The organism is Peptoanaerobacter stomatis (genome assembly GCF_000238115.1).
Taxonomy (GTDB): Bacteria; Bacillota; Clostridia; order Peptostreptococcales; family Filifactoraceae; genus Peptoanaerobacter; species Peptoanaerobacter stomatis.
This window is the reverse complement of record NZ_JH414550.1, coordinates 126,540-148,045: the sequence shown is the minus strand read 5'-3', so window position 1 is coordinate 148,045 and position 21,506 is coordinate 126,540. Positions and strand designations below refer to the sequence as shown.

General features: G+C 32.1%; 13 protein-coding genes. 8 read left to right on the top strand and 5 right to left on the bottom strand.

Annotated features, from left to right (window positions below; translation table 11 throughout):
• Window positions 1–6: 6 nt before the first annotated feature.
• The 7 genes from HMPREF9629_RS04885 (at window position 7) to xdh (ending at window position 12,892) form a co-directional block, all read left to right on the top strand.
• Entirely contained in the window at window positions 7–1,332 is a 1,326-nt protein-coding gene (locus HMPREF9629_RS04885; protein ID WP_009525249.1) for a YgeY family selenium metabolism-linked hydrolase, read from the top strand.
• 164 nt (window positions 1,333–1,496) lie between these two features.
• Complete coding sequence (gene ygeW / locus HMPREF9629_RS04880) at window positions 1,497–2,690, top strand: knotted carbamoyltransferase YgeW (RefSeq protein ID WP_009525248.1); 1,194 nt, start codon at window positions 1,497–1,499, stop codon at window positions 2,688–2,690.
• 369 nt (window positions 2,691–3,059) lie between these two features.
• Window positions 3,060–4,520 (top strand): uracil-xanthine permease family protein, encoded by a 1,461-nt coding sequence (locus HMPREF9629_RS04875; protein ID WP_009525247.1) that lies wholly within the window; start codon window positions 3,060–3,062, stop codon window positions 4,518–4,520.
• 351 nt (window positions 4,521–4,871) lie between these two features.
• On the top strand, window positions 4,872–7,910 hold the full coding sequence (gene ygfK, locus HMPREF9629_RS04870) for a putative selenate reductase subunit YgfK (protein ID WP_009525246.1): 3,039 nt from the start codon (window positions 4,872–4,874) through the stop codon (window positions 7,908–7,910).
• A 232-nt stretch (window positions 7,911–8,142) separates the two neighbouring features.
• Window positions 8,143–8,640, top strand: coding sequence for a D-glycero-alpha-D-manno-heptose-1,7-bisphosphate 7-phosphatase (locus tag HMPREF9629_RS04865; protein WP_009525245.1), 498 nt, complete (start codon window positions 8,143–8,145; stop codon window positions 8,638–8,640).
• A gap of 105 nt (window positions 8,641–8,745) precedes the next feature.
• Window positions 8,746–10,068 carry a putative aminohydrolase SsnA gene (gene ssnA / locus HMPREF9629_RS04860; RefSeq protein ID WP_009525244.1) on the top strand — a complete coding sequence of 441 codons (1,323 nt, stop codon included), beginning with the start codon at window positions 8,746–8,748 and terminating at the stop codon, window positions 10,066–10,068.
• A gap of 247 nt (window positions 10,069–10,315) precedes the next feature.
• Window positions 10,316–12,892 carry a selenium-dependent xanthine dehydrogenase gene (gene xdh, locus HMPREF9629_RS04855; protein ID WP_009525243.1) on the top strand — a complete coding sequence of 859 codons (2,577 nt, stop codon included), beginning with the start codon at window positions 10,316–10,318 and terminating at the stop codon, window positions 12,890–12,892.
• Between the two features lie 416 nt (window positions 12,893–13,308).
• Here the strand turns inward: xdh and HMPREF9629_RS04850 are convergent, their stop codons facing one another.
• The 5 genes from HMPREF9629_RS04850 to HMPREF9629_RS04830 all read right to left on the bottom strand — a co-directional run bounded on the left by HMPREF9629_RS04850 (window position 13,309) and on the right by HMPREF9629_RS04830 (window position 19,671).
• Window positions 13,309–14,229 (bottom strand): DUF4097 family beta strand repeat-containing protein, encoded by a 921-nt coding sequence (locus tag HMPREF9629_RS04850; RefSeq protein WP_009525242.1) that lies wholly within the window; start codon window positions 14,227–14,229, stop codon window positions 13,309–13,311.
• Window positions 14,183–14,911 carry a DUF1700 domain-containing protein gene (locus HMPREF9629_RS04845; protein WP_009525241.1) on the bottom strand — a complete coding sequence of 243 codons (729 nt, stop codon included), beginning with the start codon at window positions 14,909–14,911 and terminating at the stop codon, window positions 14,183–14,185. Before HMPREF9629_RS04845 ends, HMPREF9629_RS04850 begins: the two co-directional genes overlap by 47 nt.
• 17 nt (window positions 14,912–14,928) lie before the next feature.
• Window positions 14,929–15,237 carry a PadR family transcriptional regulator gene (locus HMPREF9629_RS04840; RefSeq protein WP_009525240.1) on the bottom strand — a complete coding sequence of 103 codons (309 nt, stop codon included), beginning with the start codon at window positions 15,235–15,237 and terminating at the stop codon, window positions 14,929–14,931.
• 953 nt (window positions 15,238–16,190) lie between these two features.
• Window positions 16,191–17,912, bottom strand: coding sequence for an ABC transporter ATP-binding protein (locus HMPREF9629_RS04835; RefSeq protein ID WP_009525239.1), 1,722 nt, complete (start codon window positions 17,910–17,912; stop codon window positions 16,191–16,193).
• Entirely contained in the window at window positions 17,905–19,671 is a 1,767-nt protein-coding gene (locus HMPREF9629_RS04830) for an ABC transporter ATP-binding protein (RefSeq protein ID WP_009525238.1), read from the bottom strand. Before HMPREF9629_RS04830 ends, HMPREF9629_RS04835 begins: the two co-directional genes overlap by 8 nt.
• Before the next feature lie 502 nt (window positions 19,672–20,173).
• Between HMPREF9629_RS04830 and HMPREF9629_RS04825 the strand changes: the two genes are divergently transcribed.
• The gene (locus tag HMPREF9629_RS04825; RefSeq protein WP_009525237.1) at window positions 20,174–21,133 is read left to right on the top strand and encodes a helix-turn-helix domain-containing protein; all 960 of its coding nucleotides are present in this window, start codon (window positions 20,174–20,176) and stop codon (window positions 21,131–21,133) included.
• The last annotated feature ends 373 nt before the right edge of the window (window positions 21,134–21,506 follow it).

The following is a 21,506-nucleotide window of genomic DNA, read 5'->3' as shown; positions in this document are numbered from 1 at the left end:
GAAAAAATGAGTATTGATTACAAGTTAATTCAAGAAAAAGCAGAAGGCTATAAAGCTGCTATGACAAAATTCTTAAGAGATGTAGTAAAGTTTCCGGGTGAAAGCTGCGGAGAAAAAGAACATGCTGAAAGAATTCTTGAAGAAATGAAAATGTTAGAGTTTGACGAAGCATATATAGACAAACAAGGAAACGTAATGGGATTCATGGGCAAAGGCGACAAGATAATAGCTTTTGACGGACATATAGATACAGTTGGAATAGGAAACAGAGCTAACTGGACATTCGATCCATATGAAGGATTTGAAGATGATTTGCACATAGGTGGTAGAGGAGTTTCTGACCAATTAGGTGGAGTTATTTCTGCTGTTTACGGTGCAAGAATAATGAAAGAACTTAATCTTATTCCTGAAGGATACAAAGTAATGGTTGTAGGAACAGTTCAAGAAGAAGACTGCGACGGACTTTGCTGGGAATATATAATCAAAAAAGAAAACATAAGACCTGAATTTGTTGTATCTACAGAACCTACTGATGGTGGTATCTACAGAGGACAAAGAGGACGTATGGAAATAAGAGTTGACGTACAAGGTATATCTTGCCACGGTTCAGCTCCTGAGCGTGGAGACAATGCTATATACAAAATGTCTGAAATAATCCAAAACATAAGAGATCTTAATGCAAATTCTGCAGACGAGTCTACTGCAATAAGAGGACTTGTAAAAATGCTTGATAAAAAATACAATCCTGAGCATTATGAAGAAGCTAACTTCCTTGGAAGAGGAACAGTTACAGTATCTCAAATATTCTACACATCTCCAAGCCGTTGTGCAGTAGCTGACTCTTGCAGCATATCACTTGACAGAAGAATGACTGCAGGCGAAACATGGCAAAGTTGTATAAAAGAGATTGAAGACCTTCCGGCAGTACAAAAATACGGTGCTAAGGTATCAATGTACGAATATGATGTACCATCTTGGACAGGAGAAAAATATCCTATCGAATGCTACTTCCCAACTTGGGTAATTCCAAAAGATCACAATGTTACAAAATCTCTTGAAAAAGTATATCAAGGACTATACAATACTGAGCTTAGAAAAGGTGACGTTGATAATATAGAAATGAGACAAGCAAGACCTCTTACAGATAAATGGACATTCTCTACAAACGGTGTGTCTATAATGGGAAGAAACGGAATACCTTGCATAGGATTTGGACCTGGAGCGGAAGCTCAAGCCCATGCACCAAACGAAATAACTTGGAAAAACGACTTGGTAACTTGCGCAGCTCTATATGCAGGAGTTCCTTACGAATATTCACAATTAGTAAAATAATTTTTAATATTATTGGACTAAAAAATAAACAAGTTTTAAGCTTAAAGCCGAAAAAAGAGTGCGTGTTTGAAATATAACTACAACTTTGTGGTAAATGCGCATCTTCGGCTTATTATAAAATGATTATAAATTAAATAATAAATTAAATCTCGGAGGATTAAATAATGTCATTAATGCAAAGATATATAAACAAATTAGATTCACTAAATTTTGAAAAAATGTACAACAACGATTTTTTTGAAACTTGGACAAAAACATTTGATGAATTACAAGCTACTTGGACAGTTGCAGATGCACTTAGAAAATTGAGAGAAGAAAACATATCTACAAAGATATTTGATTCAGGTCTTGGAATATCACTATTTAGAGATAATTCAACAAGAACAAGATTCTCTTTTGCATCAGCTTGTAACCTATTAGGTTTAGAAGTACAAGACTTAGATGAAGGAAAATCACAAATAGCACACGGTGAAACAGTTAGAGAAACAGCTAATATGATATCATTTATGGCTGACGTTATAGGTATCAGAGATGATATGTATATCGGAAAAGGTAACAAATATATGAGAGATTACGCATCATATGTTGACGAAGGACATAAAGACGGCATATTAGAGCAAAGACCTACACTTGTTGACCTTCAATGCGATATAGACCACCCTACACAAACAATGGCTGACGCACTTCATGTAATACACGAATTTGGTGGAATAGAAAATCTTAAAGGCAAAAAAATAGCTATGACTTGGGCTTACTCACCATCTTACGGAAAACCACTTTCAGTACCTCAAGGTGTTGTAGGACTGTTCACAAGATTAGGAATGGAAGTATCTCTTGCTCATCCGGAAGGTTATGAAATAATGCCTGAAGTAGAAGAAATAGGTAGAAAAAATGCAGCAGCTTATGGTGGAAAATTCACTAAGACAAACTCAATGGCAGAAGCATTCAAAGATGCAGATATAGTATATCCTAAATCTTGGGCTCCTTTTGCAGCTATGGAAAAAAGAACAGACCTTTATGGAAAAGGAGATATGAACGGAATAAATGAACTTGAAAAAGAGCTTCTTGCTCAAAACGCTAAACATAAAGATTGGGAATGTACAGAAGAATTGATGAAAACTACTAAAGACGGAAAAGCTCTTTACCTACACTGTTTGCCTGCTGATATAACAGGACTCAGCTGTAAAGAAGGAGAAGTTGAAAACTCAGTATTCGACAGATATAGAGTGCCTCTATACAAAGAAGCAAGCTTCAAACCATATATAATAGCAGCTATGATATTCTTATCAAAAGTAAGAAATCCACAAGATATGTTGCAAAGATTAGAAAATGCAAAAAAAGAAAGATGGATGAAATAATAATATAAAAACATATATCTAAACGGTCGGTTATCAAATAAAGCTTTCATTATGATATAAAATATAATTTATTATTGCTGTGAGATTTATTTGGTAATTGACAGTTGTTTATTTAAAAAGTGGATAAAATAAGGTGACTATAATAATCAATTTTGACAAGAAAAATTATTCGGAATAATATAAATAATAGAATAAATTAGGATTATTAATTAAATAAAAGTAAATATTTCTTGACTGAATTGACATAATATTAACATAATATTTTTTTATGATTAATGATTTGCAAAAAAAACTGTATTTATTTTGTAATAACAAAATGTTAAATTGTAATTTATAATTATCAATTTACATAACTAAGGAGAAAAATAGATGAGTGATAATACTAAAAAATTGAGCGACCAAGAGTTGATTTATCAACTTGAGGGCAGACCAAGTTTTAAGGTTGCTTTTCCGCTTGGATTCCAACACGTACTTGCGATGTTTACAGGTAATCTTGCTCCTGTACTTATATTGGTAGGTGTACTTGGACTTGACAATGAAACAAGACTAAGGATGATACAATGTGCGATGTTTGTATCAGGACTTACTACTTTCGTGCAGTTATATCCTATAAAAATAGGTAAATTCCAAATAGGTGCGGGACTTCCGATAGTAATGGGTACATCGTTTGCATTTGTACCGACTGCCAGAACAATAGGACTGCAATATTTAGAACAAGGTCCTCTTGTAGCACTTGCGGTAGTACTTGGTGCTGCGGCAGTAGGAAGCCTTGTTGAAGTTGTTATGGGAATATTCTACAAACCGCTTAAAAAATTATTCCCTCCGCTTGTTGTAGGCAGTGTGCTTATCACAATAGGCATACATCTGTTGGATGTAGGTGTGGATTATTTTGCAGGAGGAGCGGCACTCAAAGCTGCAGATGCAAAAGCGATAGCGGAAGCTACAGCAAAAGGTTTGGATGCAAGTACTGTTCATTTGAAATACGGTTCTATAGAAAATATAGCATTAGGATTTTTGGTATTTTTTGTAATAATATTCCTTCAAAGATTTGGAAAAGGCATGTGGAAGATATCTGCAATACTTATAGGTCTTATAGTTGGATATATAGCTGCGGCACTTACAGGACAAATCAGTTTTCAACCTGTTTTTGATGCCCCGCTTTTCGCAGCTCCTATTCCGATACTTGCACCTTGGGATTTAAAATTTCCGTTAGAGGCGGTAATAAGTTTTGCAACAATATATATAGTATCAGGACTTGAAACTATAGGTAACTCCAATGGTATAACAATAGCCGGATTTAACAGAGAGGCTACAGGAGAAGAAACATCAGGAGCAATACTTGCTGATGCGCTCGGTTCTACTACGGCAGTGTTATTCAACGCATTACCTAATACTGCTTTCGGACAAAATGCAGGTATAGTTGCCATGACAAAAGTTGTAAATAAATGGTGTATTGCAATGGGTGCATTTGTACTTGCAGGAGCGGCATTTTTGCCTAAGATAGGTATGTTGTTCAACATAATGCCTTCAAGCGTACTTGGCGGTGCAGTTATAACTGTGTTTGCAATGATACTTATAAACGGTATAAAAATGATAGCAAAAGCCGGTTTCAGTGACAGAAACATAATAATATTAGGCGTTACATTCGGACTTGGACTTGGACTTGGTGCACATCCGGCGGCAGTACAGGGATTACCTCCGGCATTGGCATTCTTGTTCAAAGATACAGTTGCCTGTGTATGTATAATATCAATACTTTGCAATATAATATTCCCTCCTGATGCTCACGACAGAGAATTGGCGGAAGAAATGGTAAGAAAAGGCGAATAATAAAATTTTTAATAAAGAGATATATTACAACTTAAACCGCTATATAAATTTAGATACTGATATTTAACTATATAGCGGTTTAATACTAAGTTATGAATTATTTAAAAAGCGATTTTATATGTAGAGGTATATTATGCTAATCTCAAATAAAAATGAAACTTTCCGAAAGAAATCGCTAACAATGTTTGATAAACAGCAATTTTAAGATTTATGTATCATTTTAAAATGATATTGGATTTTGTTTGTAAAAGAATTATTTTAAGCTTGAAAACAATTGAAATTTATATAAATGAAAAAATAAAATTATTGAATTGATATTTATAAAAAACTTTTAATTTAGGAGGGGAAATTATGAGCGAATTTATGAGAGGCATACCTTTTGAAAATATAATTACTTGGTCATTAGATGAGTATAAAAATTGCAAAAGTGTATTCGGAATAAGAAAAGATAAGTTTTATTTTAATAAGTCAGGAAAAAAACAAAAAATAGTATTAGGAGATACTATTTCGACAGTCGTAGGACCGGCGGCAGGTCCGAACTCACAACTTGCCCAAAACATAGTTGCATCTTATCTTGCCGGAGCAAGATTTATAGAATTAAAAACAGTGCAAATAATGGATGGAAAAGAATTACAGGCTTGTATTGCAAGACCATGTATAAATGCGGAAGATGAGTGCTATAACTGTGAATGGTCAACAGAGCTTACAGTACCTCAAGCGTTTGACGAATATATCAAAGCATACTTTGCGACAATAGTGCTTGCAAAAGAATTCGGCATATCAGATGAGCAAGATTTTGCTTATAATATGAGTGTGGGATATACACTTGAAGGGATACAATCAGAGAAGATAGACAAATATATAGAAGGTATGAAAGACGCATCTTCTACAGCTATATTTAAAGAATGCAAAGAATACTTAAAAAATAATATAGATCAATTTGAAAACTTTACATTGCAAGATTTGGAAAAAATCTCTCCAAATGTCTGTAAGTCGATAACTCTATCAACTCTACACGGATGTCCGGCAGAAGACATAGAGAAAATTTCAAGTTATTTGTTAAAAGAAAAGAAAGTAAATGTATTTATAAAATGTAACCCTACACTATTGGGCTATGAATTTGCAAGAAACATATTGGATAAAATGGGATATGATTATATTTCCTTTACAGATCATCACTTCAACAATGACTTGCAATACAGTGATGCTATATCAATGTTCAAAAGATTGCTTGAAATCGCAAAAAATGAAGGCAAAGCATTCGGCTTGAAAATAACAAATACTTTCCCTGTAAAAGTTGAAAGAGGAGAGTTGCCTTCAGAAGAAATGTATATGGCAGGACGTTCACTTTATTTATTGAGTTTATCATTGGCAAGCAAATTGTCCAATGAATTTAAAGGTCAATTGCCTTTATCATATTCAGGCGGAGCGGACGCATTTAACATAAGAGAAATGTTTGAAACTGGTATAATGCCTATAACAGTTGCCACTACTATATTAAAACCTGGCGGATACGAAAGATTCGCTCAACTTGCAAAAGAAACCGAAGATTTGATGAAAGAAAGCTATGACGGTATAGATTATGAAAAATTGGCTGAAGTTGTAAAAAATATACCTGAACATAGAAGAAATCATAAATTGTACAGAGAAAAGGTTGCAAGCAGAAAGACAGATTCAGCATTACCTCTATTTGATTGTTTCAAAGCACCTTGTAAAGACGGAGGATGTCCTATTGAACAGCAAATACCTGAATATTTGAAGCTTGTGGCAGACAAAGATTATGATAAAGCGATAGAAGTAATAGCAAATGACAATACTGCACCTACAATATTGGGTAAACTGTGTGCACATCACTGCCAAGACCATTGTACAAGAGTTGACTACGAAAAAACTTTACAAATAAGAGAAATAAAATTAGTTGCAGCAGATAATGCACAAGACAAATTTATCTCACAAATAAAAAAATCAGAAATAAAAACAGCAAATAAAGTAGCAGTTATAGGAGCAGGTCCTGTCGGAATCGCAGCTGCATCATATCTTAGAAGAAACGGTGTGGAGGTTACAGTATTTGAAAAACTTTCAAAACCTTATGGAATAGTAAGCCATATAATACCTGCATTTAGAATATCTGATGAAGAGATACAAAGAGATTATCAAATAGCAGTCAATCAAGGAGTAGAATTCAAATTTAATACAGAAATAAAAGACAGCTATAAAGATTTACAAAAAGAATATAAATATGTGATAGTTGCAACAGGTGCATGGGAAAAAGGAATGTCGCCTGTAAACAAAGGACAAGAAAAAGTAATAGATGCCCTTGATTTCCTATGGCAATACAAAAATGAAGACAAGGTGAATGTAGGAAGTAAAGTAGCAGTTATAGGGGCAGGAGACGTAGCAATGGACTGCGTAAGAGTAGCAAGCAAATTGCCAAATGTAGAAAAAGCAGTTTTAGTATACAGAAGAACAGAAGCTTATATGCCGGCAGCACAGGAAGAAGTAGACCATATTAAAAAAGAAGGCATAGAAATAATGGAGCTCACAGCACCTGTAGAATTTGACGGCAAAACATTGAAGTGTGAAAAAATGAAACTCGGCGGTTTTGATGAAAGTGGCAGAAGAGCCTGCTTAGGAACAGGAGAGTTTGTAGAGCTTGATTTTGATACAGTTATAGGAGCAACAGGAGCAACAGTTGATAAAAATGCTTTTGCATCAAATAATCTTGAGTTGGACAAAAAAGGTTATGCAGTATTAAATACAAATTGCGAAACAAGTCAAAAAGACGTATATGTAATAGGAGATTGCAAAAAAGGACCTTCAACGATAGTAAAAGGTATGGGAGATGCTAAAAAGACAGCACTTGATATATTGGCAAAAGAAAATATCAAACCTGACTTCAAAAAATATGATATAATAGAAGATGAAAACGAGTTATATAAAAGACGTGCTATACTTGTATTACCTAAACAAGACGGCAGTGAAGGTGAAAGATGCCTTAAATGCGACCAAATATGCGAAATCTGTGTACAAGTATGTCCTAACAGAGCAAATATAATGTTGCAAGTAGACGGCTATGATATGAAGCATCAAATAATACACATAGACGGAATGTGTAATGAATGTGGTAACTGTGGCGTATTCTGTCCGCACTCAGGCAGACCGTATAAAGATAAGTTTACTGTTTTCTGGACAAAACTGGATTTTGAAGAATCAACAAATGTAGGATTTTTCAGACAAGAAGACGGAACATATCTATTCAGATTGGAAAACCAAGATATAGTAACATATAAAAAAGGCGACAAGAACATACCGGATTTATATGTAAATATGTTAAATCAAATAGAAGAAAAATATGGATATTATGTGATTGACGGAATAATTGCAGATTAGATTTAAGATATTGACCATAACAACAAATAACTTTTATAATATAAGTGGATGATGATTAATTGTGAAATAGACAAAGCGTCAAAAGATATAATTATTGACGTAGTCTATTTCACAAAAACAATCTTCATTTTTAAAGATAAGATATTACAGTTTAATATTGTAAAAATCTCAAAATTTCTTATAGTCAAGCCATTATATTCTCAAAATATAATAAAAATTATTAGGAGAAGCTATGAAAGTTGCATTTTTGGACAGAGACGGTACTATAAATAAAGACTACGAAGATGAAAAATGGAGCTGTATAAGCGAGCCTGAGCTGTTTGAAAGCACTATCGAAGCAATGAAATATCTATGTGAAATAGGATATAAAATAATAATTTTAACTAATCAGTACATAATCGGAGAGAATATAATTACTTTAAAACAATATAATGATTTCAATAAAAAACTACTTAATATATTGAAATCAAATGATATAGAAGTGCTTGACGTCTTCTTTTGTCCACATAAAAAAAACGATGATTGTGATTGTTGTAAACCAAAGGTCGGAATGATAAAACAAGCTATGAGCAAATATCCGGATATTGAATTGGAAAAATCGTTTGTATGTGGAGATTCACAAGCTGACAAAAAACTTGCCGAAAATATGAATATGAAATTTTTTGGAATAAAAATACAGTGTGAAAACAGTATAAACAGTTTAGCAGATTTGAAAAAAGAATTATCTTAGATGAAAAGTATCGGTTTTATAAATTATATTTTGAACGTATATTTAATTAAATATAAATTCGGTAAATCTTTTAAACTATAAAAATTTAAAATAGAGGTGAATATTATGATAATAGGAAACGGTAGACTCATAACAAATTCAGACAAAATAGGTTTTATGGATAACGGAGCAGTGCTTATAAAAGGCAATGTAGTAGAGGAAATAGGAGATTTTGAAACACTTAAAAAAGCTAATCCCAATGAAGAGGTGCTTGATGCAAACGGTCAACTTATAATGCCGGGTATGATATGCGCTCACTCACATATATACAGTGCATATGCAAGAGGAATGGCACCGAGCGGAGCGACTGATAACTTCTTCAACATATTGGAAAATCTTTGGTGGAAACTGGATAGAAGTCTCGGCTTGGAAGATATAAAACTGAACGCATACACTACATATGCAGAGTCTATAAAATCAGGTGTTACTACACTTATTGACCATCACGCAAGTGGACATTGCATACCCGGAAGCCTTTTTGCACTTGAAGAAGTTGCAAAAAAAATAGGTGTAAGAACATCTCTTTGCTTTGAAACAACAGATAGAGACGGTAAAGAAGCAACAAAAGCGGGAATAAAAGAAAATGTGGATTTTATAAAACATACACTTAAAGATAACGATGATATGGTAAAAGGATTGTTCGGAATGCACGCATCATTTACTATATCAGATGAAACTATGTCTCTTATAAAAGAAGCTATGGAAGGCGTAGATGCAGGATATCACGTACACGTTACAGAAGGTATAGAAGACCAATATGACAGCCTTAAAAAATATGGCAGAAAAGTTGGAGAAAGACTGTACGATTGGGGAATATTAGGAGATAAAACCCTTGCAATACACTGCATACATTTAAGTCAAGGTGAAATGGATATAATAAAAGCTACAGACACAAGTGTAGTTACAAATCCGGAGTCAAATATGAACAATGCTGTAGGAGCGCCACCTGTTGTACAAATGCTTAAAAAAGGCATAAGAGTAGGATTGGGTTCAGACGCATACACACAAGATATGTTTGAGTCAATGAAAGTATCAAATATACTTCAAAGCCATCATTTAGCAGATCCTACAGTAGGTTTTATGGAAACAAAAGCACTTCAATTTGAAAACAATCCAAAAATATGTGCAAAATATTGGGATAAACCGCTTGGAAAGATTGAAAAAGGAGCATATGCTGATATAATAGTTGTAGATTACAAACCTCATACACCTATGTCAGATGCAAACTGGTTCGGACATTTATTATTCGGAGTAAACGGTGGAATGGTGAAACATACTGTAATAAACGGTAAACTTGTCATGAAAGACAGAATAATACTTACTGCCGATATGGATAAGATAAATGCCGATTCTACTCAAAGAGCAAGCGAAATTTGGAAAAATATGTAATATAATAAATAAAAATATTTAAAAATGGATATATTTAATAAAAGGATAGAAAAAAATCTATCCTTTAAAAATATTTATTGTTGATTTTGCAAATTATTGACGATAAGCTATATACTAAAATTCATTAGAATGATAGAAAAATAGAGTTGTGTAAATTTAATAAATATACTTTTATTTATGGATTTTTCACATAAATATATGTTATTCTATTGGAGATTGGTATTACTTACAAAAAAAGGTGAATACAATGCTTGAATTTATACTAAATGGCGAAATAGTAAACTCATATATAGATATGTATCTAATAGACTACCTAAGGGATATTATGCATATAACATCGGTAAAACGTGGCTGTGAAGATGGCAGTTGCGGTGCGTGCATGCTTATAATAGACGGTGTAGCTACATACTCCTGCCATAAAAAAATATCTGATATATTGGGAAAAAGCGTAATAACGGTGGAAGGCTTGGACGAAGAAGAAAAAGAAGTTTATGTATATGCATTTAAAACTGTAGGTGCAGTACAGTGCGGATACTGTACTCCTGCGATGATTATGTCGGCAAAGGCACTTATAGATGAATATAACTTGCCATCAAAATATCAGATAAAAAAAGCTATAAGCAAAAACATATGCAGATGTACGGGATATGCAAAGATAGAAAAAGCAATAGAATTAGCCTCAAGGATATTTGCAGGAATAGATAAGATACAAAAATCTAAATCAAAGGGTAAAATAGGCGAAATTTTATCTTCAGAAGAAGTGGATGATAAGATACTCGGCATAGCAAAATATACAGACGATTTATATATGAAAGATATGTTATATGGCGGTGCATTGAGATTAGACGTACCGAGAGCCTTTATAAAAAGTATTGATTGCACAAAAGCATTAAATCACAAAGATACGGTAGCAATAATAGACAAAAACTCTCTGAAAAAATCAAATAAAGTAGGGCTTGTAAGGCAAGATACGCCTGTATTTGTAGGAGTAGGCGAAGAAACGAGATGTATATCCGACGCTATATGTGCAATAGCCTCAAAGACTAAAAAAGGATTAAAAGAGGCGTTGTCATTAGTAGAAGTGGAGTATGAAGAATTAAAGCCTATAACACATATGAAAGATGCTCTTAAAAAAGACGCATATGATATACATAAAGACGGAAATATATTACAAAAAGTCCTTATAAATAGAGGAGACGTAGATTCAGCCATAAAAAATTCAAAATATGTAATAACAAATAATTACAGCGTTCCAATGACTGACCACGCCTTTTTAGAAACAGAATCGGCACTTGCATATGTTAAAGATGAAGATTTGATACTTTATACATCTGCACAAAATGTGTCAAATATACGAAAACAGCTTGTGAACATATTGGATTTACCTGAAAATAATATAAAAGTATTTATAAAAAACGTAGGTGGAGATTTTGGAGGCAAGAATGATATAACAGTTCAGCACCATACGGCACTTCTTGCACTTGAAACCAAGAAGCCTGTCAAGATGACATTTACAAGACAGGAAAGCATCAAATATCACTCCAAAAGGCATGCAATGGAAATGGAATTTACAACAGCTTGCGATGAAAACGGAAAACTTACAGCTTTAAAAGCTATAATTATAGCAGATACAGGAGCATATGCCTCAGTAGGAGAAAATGTTATAGAAAAATGCTGTATGCACTCCGCAGGTCCATATAATTACCAAAATATAAATATAAAAGGTATGTCCGTTTTTACAAATAATATAAGCGCAGGAGCATTCAGAGGATTTGGAGTTACTCAGTCCAATTTTGCGATTGAGAGCAATCTCAACAGGCTTGCAGAACTTGCAGGTATATCGGCATGGGATATAAGATATAAAAATGCGGTAGATGTAGGAGATATATTGCCTAACGGACAGATAGCCGACAGTGATACTGCATTAAAAGAAACATTGATTTCAGTAAAAGATTTCTTTTACTCAAAATCATATGTAGGAATAGCTTGTGCTATGAAAAATATGGGAGATGGTGTAGGAAGTAAAGATGTTGGGAAATGCGTATTGCTTGTAAAAAATGACAAAGTTATAATAAAATCCGACATAGCATTTTCAGGTCAAGGAATAGAAACTGCACTTATTCAGATAGTTTGCCAAACGACCGGTCTTTTGCCGGGGCAAATAAAATGTGAATGTATGCAACTTGGCAGTGCAAACACGTCAAAACACACATTTTTCATAGGAGAAGCGGTGAGGAGAGCATCTCTTAAATTACAAGAGGCACTCATAAATTCTACCCTTAGAAAACTTAACGGAAGCTATTATATAGGAGAATATGTGAGCGTAACAGATCCTATTGATTCCAAAAAAGATAATCCTATATCTCATATATCATATGCTTATGCTACGCATTGTGTCGCTTTGGATGAAGACGGAAAAGTAAAAAAGGTGATAGCATCTCATGATGTAGGAAAAGCCATTAACCCTATTAATATACAGGGGCAGATACAAGGCGGAGTTACTATGGCGCTTGGATATGCACTGAGTGAAAAAGTAATTGTAAAAAATGGAGTTGTGCAGGGAGATTTTGGCTCACTTGGAGTGCTTAGAGCCAATCAGGTGCCGGAAATAGATGTAATCATAGTAGAAAAAAATCTCAGCAAACTTGCATATGGAGCAAAAGGAGTGGCTGAAATATCAGCAATACCGACAGTTGCAGCACTTCAAGGAGCATATATGAAATTTGACGGGATATTTAGAACAAAACTTCCATTGGAAGATACAGCGTACAATAAAAAGAAACTCAAAAAAAACAACTTCGCATTCAAAAATATGAAGTTTTAAACAGTTAAGTTTCATAGTGAATCAGCTTTATTTATAATAAGGTTAATTCGCTATGAAACTTATTTATTATCTAATACTAATATTCCATTAAATAGATACTACTACTCAACGCCGTAAAGATATACTTTTAACCATATTTTTTAAAGTGTATTATATCTTATTTTCTTCTTTTTTATGTAGTTATTTTATAGAATTTTAGTATTAAGACAAAATTGCGTATAATCTATAAATATATATAATCTCATCAAATATGAAATACTTGGTATTATAGATAGTGATTAGTATAAAGTCTTATAGAATAATTGGAAAACATAATAATTAATTTTTCAGGTAGACTATATATATTAATGTTAATTATACAAGTTATCCATAATTTTATTAGAAAATAGTTATAATACTATTGCTTGAACTTTAAACTATTTTATTTTTATAAAACCTGAATCCATTTCTATGTTTATTTTGTCTTTTCCGTTTTTAATTTTTTCGCTTATAGTTTTATCTTCCAACATATATTTTTTACCTAATATATTTACTATACCGCTGTCGCTTTTTACATTTATTTGTGCGTCATAATTTTTTAAATCTATCCGTGCTATCGAATCAGACGCGTCTATATTTATGTTGTAGGATTTTTCACCGCTTAGGCTGATAACTGCGTTATCCGTTTTTAAGTCGGCGGATTTCAAACTCTCTTTTGCCACAAATACTGCACTGTCCGTATCAAACTTCACTTTAAGATTTTGAGCATCAGGTGTTGAAATAACTAAGTAAGGTGTATTTTTGTCAAACTTTTCAGGTGAAGTTATTTCATATTTTGAGCCGTTTTGATTTATCTTCATAAGTTTTACATTGTCATTGCTCTTTCTTTTTGAGTAAAAATCTATCTTGTATTTATCGGATTTTTCTATTTGTACACATAAAGATGAAGACGGCAAGTTTATATATAATTCGTCAAATTTATTCAAATTTTCAGTCTTTAGTAAGTATTTGTATTCCTTGGACATTTCATTTTCAAAATAATCACCAAGTGCCATTTCATCAATTACAGTATCGGATACAAAGTCGGATACGCCATCCAAGATATTTTGCTCCAAACTTTTAGCAAATAAATTTGCACCTTTATTGATTATATCGTAATCTTCATAATTATAATCAAGAGCATCATCAATTTCATCTTTGATATAGTCTTTAACAGGATTATATCTATGGCTGTGAAATATTGAATTATGACTGTAGATATCTCTTACATTTGCAAAATCGAATGCGAAAAATGAAATAGCTGAAAGCAGACTACTTATTAAGATTAATATTATTAGAGCCTTTAGAAGTTTTTTCATTGTTATTCCTCCTTTTTTTCCATTTAATTGTTATAAATATGTTTTTTATACCTTTTATAATTAACTTTATTATAAAAACTCCAAGCAGTATTATTAGAAGTCCGAAAGATATTACGGCAATAGCTGAAAACAACCTTGTAAGCGGGTGAATAGAAGTGATTATATGATTCGGGAAAATATTTCTTGCGAAAATGGGGTTTATAACGGACATTATAAGTGTTATTCCGAATACAAATATAGTAAATATAATCCCTACTATTGAGCTGACAATTCCAAAGAAAATGCCTAATATACCTAATATTATGGCAATTATTACACCTACAACTCCCATTCCGAAACCGAATATTGTGGGCAAAATGCTTATTACACCTATTATTGCCAATATTGTTAAAATAAATTTATAATTTTTGCTTTTTTTGTTCTCCTCTTCTGCGTCTTTTTCAAAGCCTGATTGTTCAAATTCTACATTTTTAGCTACGAGATGTATTTTTTCACCGCTTATATATTCTTTTGCTATCAACTCCGGTGAGCCAAGCTCGCTACATATATCTTCTTCACTCTTGCCGTTTTCCATTGCTATGTTGAAATGTTCTTCGTAATCCGAGAGGATATCATCTATCACGATTTGAGGCATATCTTTGAGATAAAATTTGAGCAAGTCCAAAAATTCTCTTTTTTTCATATGGTATCATTCCTTTTTTATATTTTCAAAATAGTATTTACCGAGCTTGTAAAATCAGTCCATTCTTTGATTTGCAAGTTTTGTGAAGCTCTGCCGGTGTCTGTGAGCTTGTAATATTTTCTTGGTGGACCTGTTTGAGACTCTTGCAAGTATGTATCCACATATCCGTCATTTTTGAGTCGCCTTAACAGCGGATATATAGTACCCTCCGATATATCTATATGAGCGGATATTTTTTCAACCAGTTCATATCCGTACATATCCTTTTCGATGAGCAGAGATAATACGAGCAATTCCAACACACCTTTTTTGAATTGTATGTTCATAAAACCTCCTTAATACTAATAAGCTTTATCTATTATTTACTATAAGAACAAAATAAAAAATATTTATCATTTTATAGTTTTTTTATTCTACTTATAATATGAAATATACTATGCTTTAATGCTCGTAAATGCTGAAATAAGCATAATACTATTGCCCGTTTGAAATGCCGTACAATTTTGATTCCTATATAATATATTTTTATATGAATATTTATTGTATTATTTCATAGTATATATGGCTTTTTAAAAGATTTTCAGTATAAAAGACAGTAGAATAATAGATATTTTAAGAATTTATTAGCTAAGTAAAATTAAGTACACTTAATAACGTATATAAATTTTATACCTTAATTAAACAGATATTAGTATAAAATTATTTTTATTAAATAGAGTATAACACAAGGTACTATATAATGCAAGGTACTAAATTAAATTTAATAAAAAATATTGCAATTTAGGAAAATTGTATTTTAATAGAAACAAATAGCTATAAAATGATAGTAAGTATAATAAAAATAAAATTTGCTTAAAATTTCTGGTATAATGATTAAAAAATATAATTCTTTGAAAGAATATTGTTTTAGCAATAAGACGAGAAAATAAAAAAAGAGAAGTATCTGTGAAAATATGGATACTTCTCTTTTTTGAAATTATAGTAATGTTAATATTCTTTTAATTAATGGATAAAATATATATAAGTTATACTTGATTTTAATTAGTTAAATAAATTATTAAAAGCAAAAATATCCATTATTCTATTAACTTTTAGTATAAATATGTTATATCAAAATTCAACTGAAAAATAGTGTTTTATAAATTTAATAAGATATAACGCTATTTATATATTTCTTATAAACTATACTGTTATTATATTTGAATTAATGAGAGTAGTAATAGCATCACTGTTATTATATTGGGGAAAAGTATGAATTTAGAATAAATATTTTAATATACTAATTATTCTTTTGGAGCTTCCATAATTTGTAAAATTCGCCTTTTTTGTCTATAAGCTGTTTTGATGTTCCTTCTTCTATGAGTTTGCCGTCTCTAAGCACTATTATTTTGTCGGCGTTTTCAACAGTTCTTAATCTGTGTGCAATTACTATTACGGTTTTATTTTTTACGAGGTTTGACAGTGCCTCTTGCAGTTTTGTTTCGTTGTCGGCATCTACGCTTGATGTGGATTCGTCCAAAAATATTATAGGTGCGTCTTTTAATATGGCTCTTGCTATTGATATTCTCTGACGCTCTCCACCTGATAAAAGTACTCCGTTTTCTCCGATTTTTGTGTCATATTTTTGAGGTAATTCTTGGACAAATTCGTCTACCATCGCTATTTTTGCTACTTGTATTACTTCTTCGTCTGTTGCGTTTTTGCGTCCTATTCTGATATTTTCCATAATTGTATTGTTGAAAAGCACTACGTCTTGAAATACCATTGAATAGTGTTTGAGCAGATTTTCCGGTTCTATCTGACGTATGTCGCTACCGCCTAATTTTATTGTGCCTGAGTTTATATCCCAAAATCTGAGCATCAATTTTGCAAGTGTTGATTTGCCTGAACCTGATGCGCCTACAAGTGCAGTAGTTTGACCTTGTTTTGCTGTAAAGCTTACACTTTTTATCACTTCAGTATCATTGTAGCCGAATGATACATTTTCGAGTGTTATGTCGAAATTATCTATCTGTTTGTCATTTCCGCTCATAAGTTTCATATTGAATATTTCGTCCATTCTTTTTGCCGGTGTGTCTATATACATAAACTCTATTATGAATGAAAGGCAACCGTCCATAGGTGCATATATTACTACGCAGGCGATTATAAGGCATATATAAGATGCAAGCTCAAGATTTCCGTTTGTATATTCGCCGAATCCTACCAATATTGCGAGCGGTACACCTATTCTCATAAGTGTTTTAAGCGGTGCTAAAAGCAACGGATTGTATATCTCCGCTCTAAGATGTTCTTTTTCTTCGCTGTCGAGCAGTTTTTTAAACTCCGACATAGTTTTTTCTTTTCTTTGATATGCTTTTATCGGCAGTATATTTTCGAGAGTTTCCTGAACAAATTCAGTTACTTTTAATTTTTCGCCATAGTGAGCTTTTTCTGATTGCATTTTTTTATTTTTTGCCAAGTGAATCATAAAAAGTGCTATTGGAAATGGAAGTATAAGGCAAATTGCCATTTTCAAATTCATAGTTGCTATTGATACTACTATTAAGGTTACGGATATGATTGTGCCGTAAAATTCGGGTACGGCATGAGAATATGCGTGTTCTATGGCTTCCATATCTCCCATTATAGTGGCTGTCAAATCTGCCAGATCTCTCTTGTCAAAAAATGAAAGAGGCAATTTGCGTATATGGTTTGACAGTGATATTCTCTTGTTTGCCGTTTCTGTATATGTTGTGGTATATACGCTGTCATATTGCAGATTGTTGGCAAAATATATAGCTAAAAAAGTTATGATTGCCATTACTACATATAGTATTGTGGTGTAGTTTGTTTGAGTATGGTACATATAGATGTTCAGACTTTCTCTGATAAAATTGAACACTACACCCATAGGCATCATAAAGGCTATGTTTAAAAGTGCGCAATAGATTATACCTTTTAACATATTTTTTGAGCCTTCTTTTGATAACATGAATTTTTTTTGTAATATATCAAGCATTTGCAACCCTCCATTTTATACTTCTTGAATAGTTTTCGTAGAGCTGTCTGTAATAAGGACTGTTTTGCATAAGCTCTTCGTGGTTTCCGCTGTCTATGAGTTTTCCGTGTTGCATTATGAGTATCTTATCTACGTTGGTGATTGAATTTAATCTGTGGGCTATCATTATACACGTCTTGCCTTGTTTTAATTTTTCTATGCTTTCGCTTATTTTATGTTCGTTTTCAGGGTCTGCATAAGCTGTAGCTTCGTCTAAGAGCAAGATGTCTGGGTTTCTTAAAAATGCTCTTGCTATAGATATTCTTTGTGCTTCTCCGCCTGATACATATGTTCCTTGCTCGCCTATCATAGTGTCTAAACCGTTTTTCATATTGGAGAGTATATCTTCGCAACCGCTTAATTTGATTGCATTTAAAATTTCATCATCTGAATAATTTTTGCCCATGGTTATATTTTCTCTAAGCGTTCTTTTGAGCAATTTGCTTTCTTGGAACACTATGGCGAGTTTTGACAAAAGTATATCTTCGTCTATTGAGCGAATGTCCTGACCGTCTATTTTTATAGAGCCTTTGTCTATATCGTAAAATCTGCCGATGAGCTCAAGCAGTGTGGATTTACCTGAACCGCTTGCACCTACGAGCGCATATGTTTTATTTTTTTTAAAATTGAAGCTTATATCGTTTATAGCAGGAGTTTCTTTGCCCATATAAGTAAAACTTACATTTTCAAAACTTATGCCTTCTTGATTTGTTTTTTCTATGTTCATATTAGGCATTTGTTTATTTTCAAAAATATCATTCAATTTTTCTATGGATATGAAGAACATATTTTTTGCTTCAGATACTGTTGCAAGTTTCATAAGTACAGAGTGAAGCAGCATTGACATCAATATATATAAAATTGACTTTGACAACAGTTCAAGCGGTGATGAGCTGTGCCTTATAAGTATCATTGTAAGCGGTCCGAGCAGTATTGTCGGCATAAATAGAGATAGTGTATAAAATATCATAGGTTTTTTGCAAAAATTTACGAAAAATTTTGCTTTTTCGTCATAATCCATGATAGATGCATAAAATCTTTGAAAGCTTTCTACGCTTTGGTTAAATACTTTTACAACAGGGATACCTCTTATAAATTCGACTCCGTTTATGCTCAAATTTTCTGATGATTGCATATATTCGCCCATCAGCTCTTTAGTTTTCGGTCCCATTAAGGAAAACATATTTGCCATTCCTATTATCACACCTGCTATGCAAAGCAGTCCGAGTCTGTAATCTACGGATAGTATCATAATTATAAAAAGTATAGGTATAACAGTGGAAGATGCTATATCAGGGAACATATGTGCTATGAATGTATGTGTCTTGGATGCGTTGTCGTCAATCATTCTTCTTATTCTGCCTGTATCTTCGTTTTCAAAATATCCTATAGGTAGTGAGAGCAGGTGATTAATAGCGTTATGCCTTATATTTTTTTCAATGCGAAAGGCTAACAAGTGCGATGCCATCAATCCTGAAAAACTCACAATTATACCTATTATTTGTGATATAAATATGTAAATTGCATATGATACTATCTTGTTTTTGTCGGCTGAAGTACCGTTTATTATCAGCTCTCTTGCAATTTGCCATATGAGATAGTAAGGTATAACAGACAAAATACCATAGATAGCCGAAAAAATTACAGTTAAATAATAAAGTGGCATTTTTTCTTTTGCATAAAAAGTGATGACATTTTTAATGCTTATTTTTTTATTCATATTGTTGAATTCCTCCTTTTGCTGATATATAATTAAAATAAGTGCAATTATTTATAGCAAAACAACTTAAAAATGAATAACAAATATATGTAAATCTTATATTAATGAGATTATCCGATTAAACGCATATATTTTTTAATAAACTTGCAAATATTTTGATTTACTATATTTTGAATTGTATAGTTGAGTTTACTATATAAATATTTTGCTATATCTTGATAAATTAATGATACAAAATATGATTATTTATTTCAAGTGTATATAGTTAATAATGACTAAATGTATCATTTGGGCTAATCGTAGCAAATATTGAAATATATCTTAATTTATGCTGATATTTTATCAATACTGAATACGGTTGCAAATTATAAAATCGCTAAAGTTTATATAATTTGTTGTTTAAAAAAATATGATTTTCTAAGGATATAATATGTAATTAGTTTTTAGTATGAGCATATATTGATTTATAGAAATTTAGGATTGACTATAAAGGAGGGCAGTTATGAATTATGGATATGAAAAGTTTTTAACAAGTGTAGGCTTCACTTTGGATGAGGAATGTAATTTATTTTCGCCTATAGGAGTTACATACAAGATAAATGCACAGGAAATGGACGGATATTACTGGTTTTACACAAATGATTATTTTTCCGTAAATATCCACGATTTTAATGTAAAAAAAGACATAATAGTAAATCACACTCAAGATGATTTGAGCGATACCTATGTAAGCATATCATATATCAAGTCCGTACATGGCGAGTGCCTTACTCCATATCAGTCGGTTACGGACAATATGACATTTACATATTTTCATAAAAAAGGAGTTTTCAGATTTTTGCTTCATGGAGGATATCCGTATTTTTCCGTAGGAATAGAATATAAGGAAAAATTTATAGCAGAGTTTGTTGAAAAAACATCAAATTTGGATAAAGAAGTATTGGAAGATGCGTTTCAACAACTAAATTCTTTGGAAGAGATACCGGAGATACAAAAAATTGCTGATGATATTTTGAGTTATGATAAGAATTTTCCTGCAAGTGAGATATATTACGAGGTAAAAGCCAAGGAATTATTGAATATAGCTATAAATAGATATTTTGAAAGGAAAGAGAGTAAAGCCAAGATAAGCCTACAAGACGATATATCACTCGATAATGTGTGTAAGTATATCAATGACCACTACTCATCAGATATTTCACAGGATTTGTTGTGCAAAATAGCACTTATGAGCAAAACAAAATTGAAAGATTCATTTAAACGCAAGTATAATATGAGCATTACAGAATATATACAAAGAAGACGTATAAATGTTGCAGAGCATATGCTCATAGCGACAAACTTAAATATATCTGAGGTTGCAAGAGCTGTAGGGTACAATTCGCACAGCAGATTTTCAACATTGTTTAAAAAATATAAAGGTAATCTGCCTCAAGAAGCAAAAAAATTCAGTTTTTATTAATACCATTATCTATAAATATATGATATAATCAAATGGTTATCACAATCCATACCGGATAACGGTTAGGAGGTGAAGCTGTTGAATATGCTTATTGCATTCTTTATTACTGTCATGGCAAATGTGGTCAGTAATTATATTTGCAAATGGTTAGACAGTATCTTTTGTGATAATTAGCCTATTAAAAAGCACACTACTGGCATAGTGTGCTTTTTTGGTGGAACTGTTTAACTTATTGCATTTATTAAAGTAATTATAATACAAGATAATATATTTGTCAATTAAATATTAATAATCGTAAAAACATTAAATCAATTTACTTATAATATACATAATAACTATTGACAATTGATAAAAAAAATCATACAATATACTA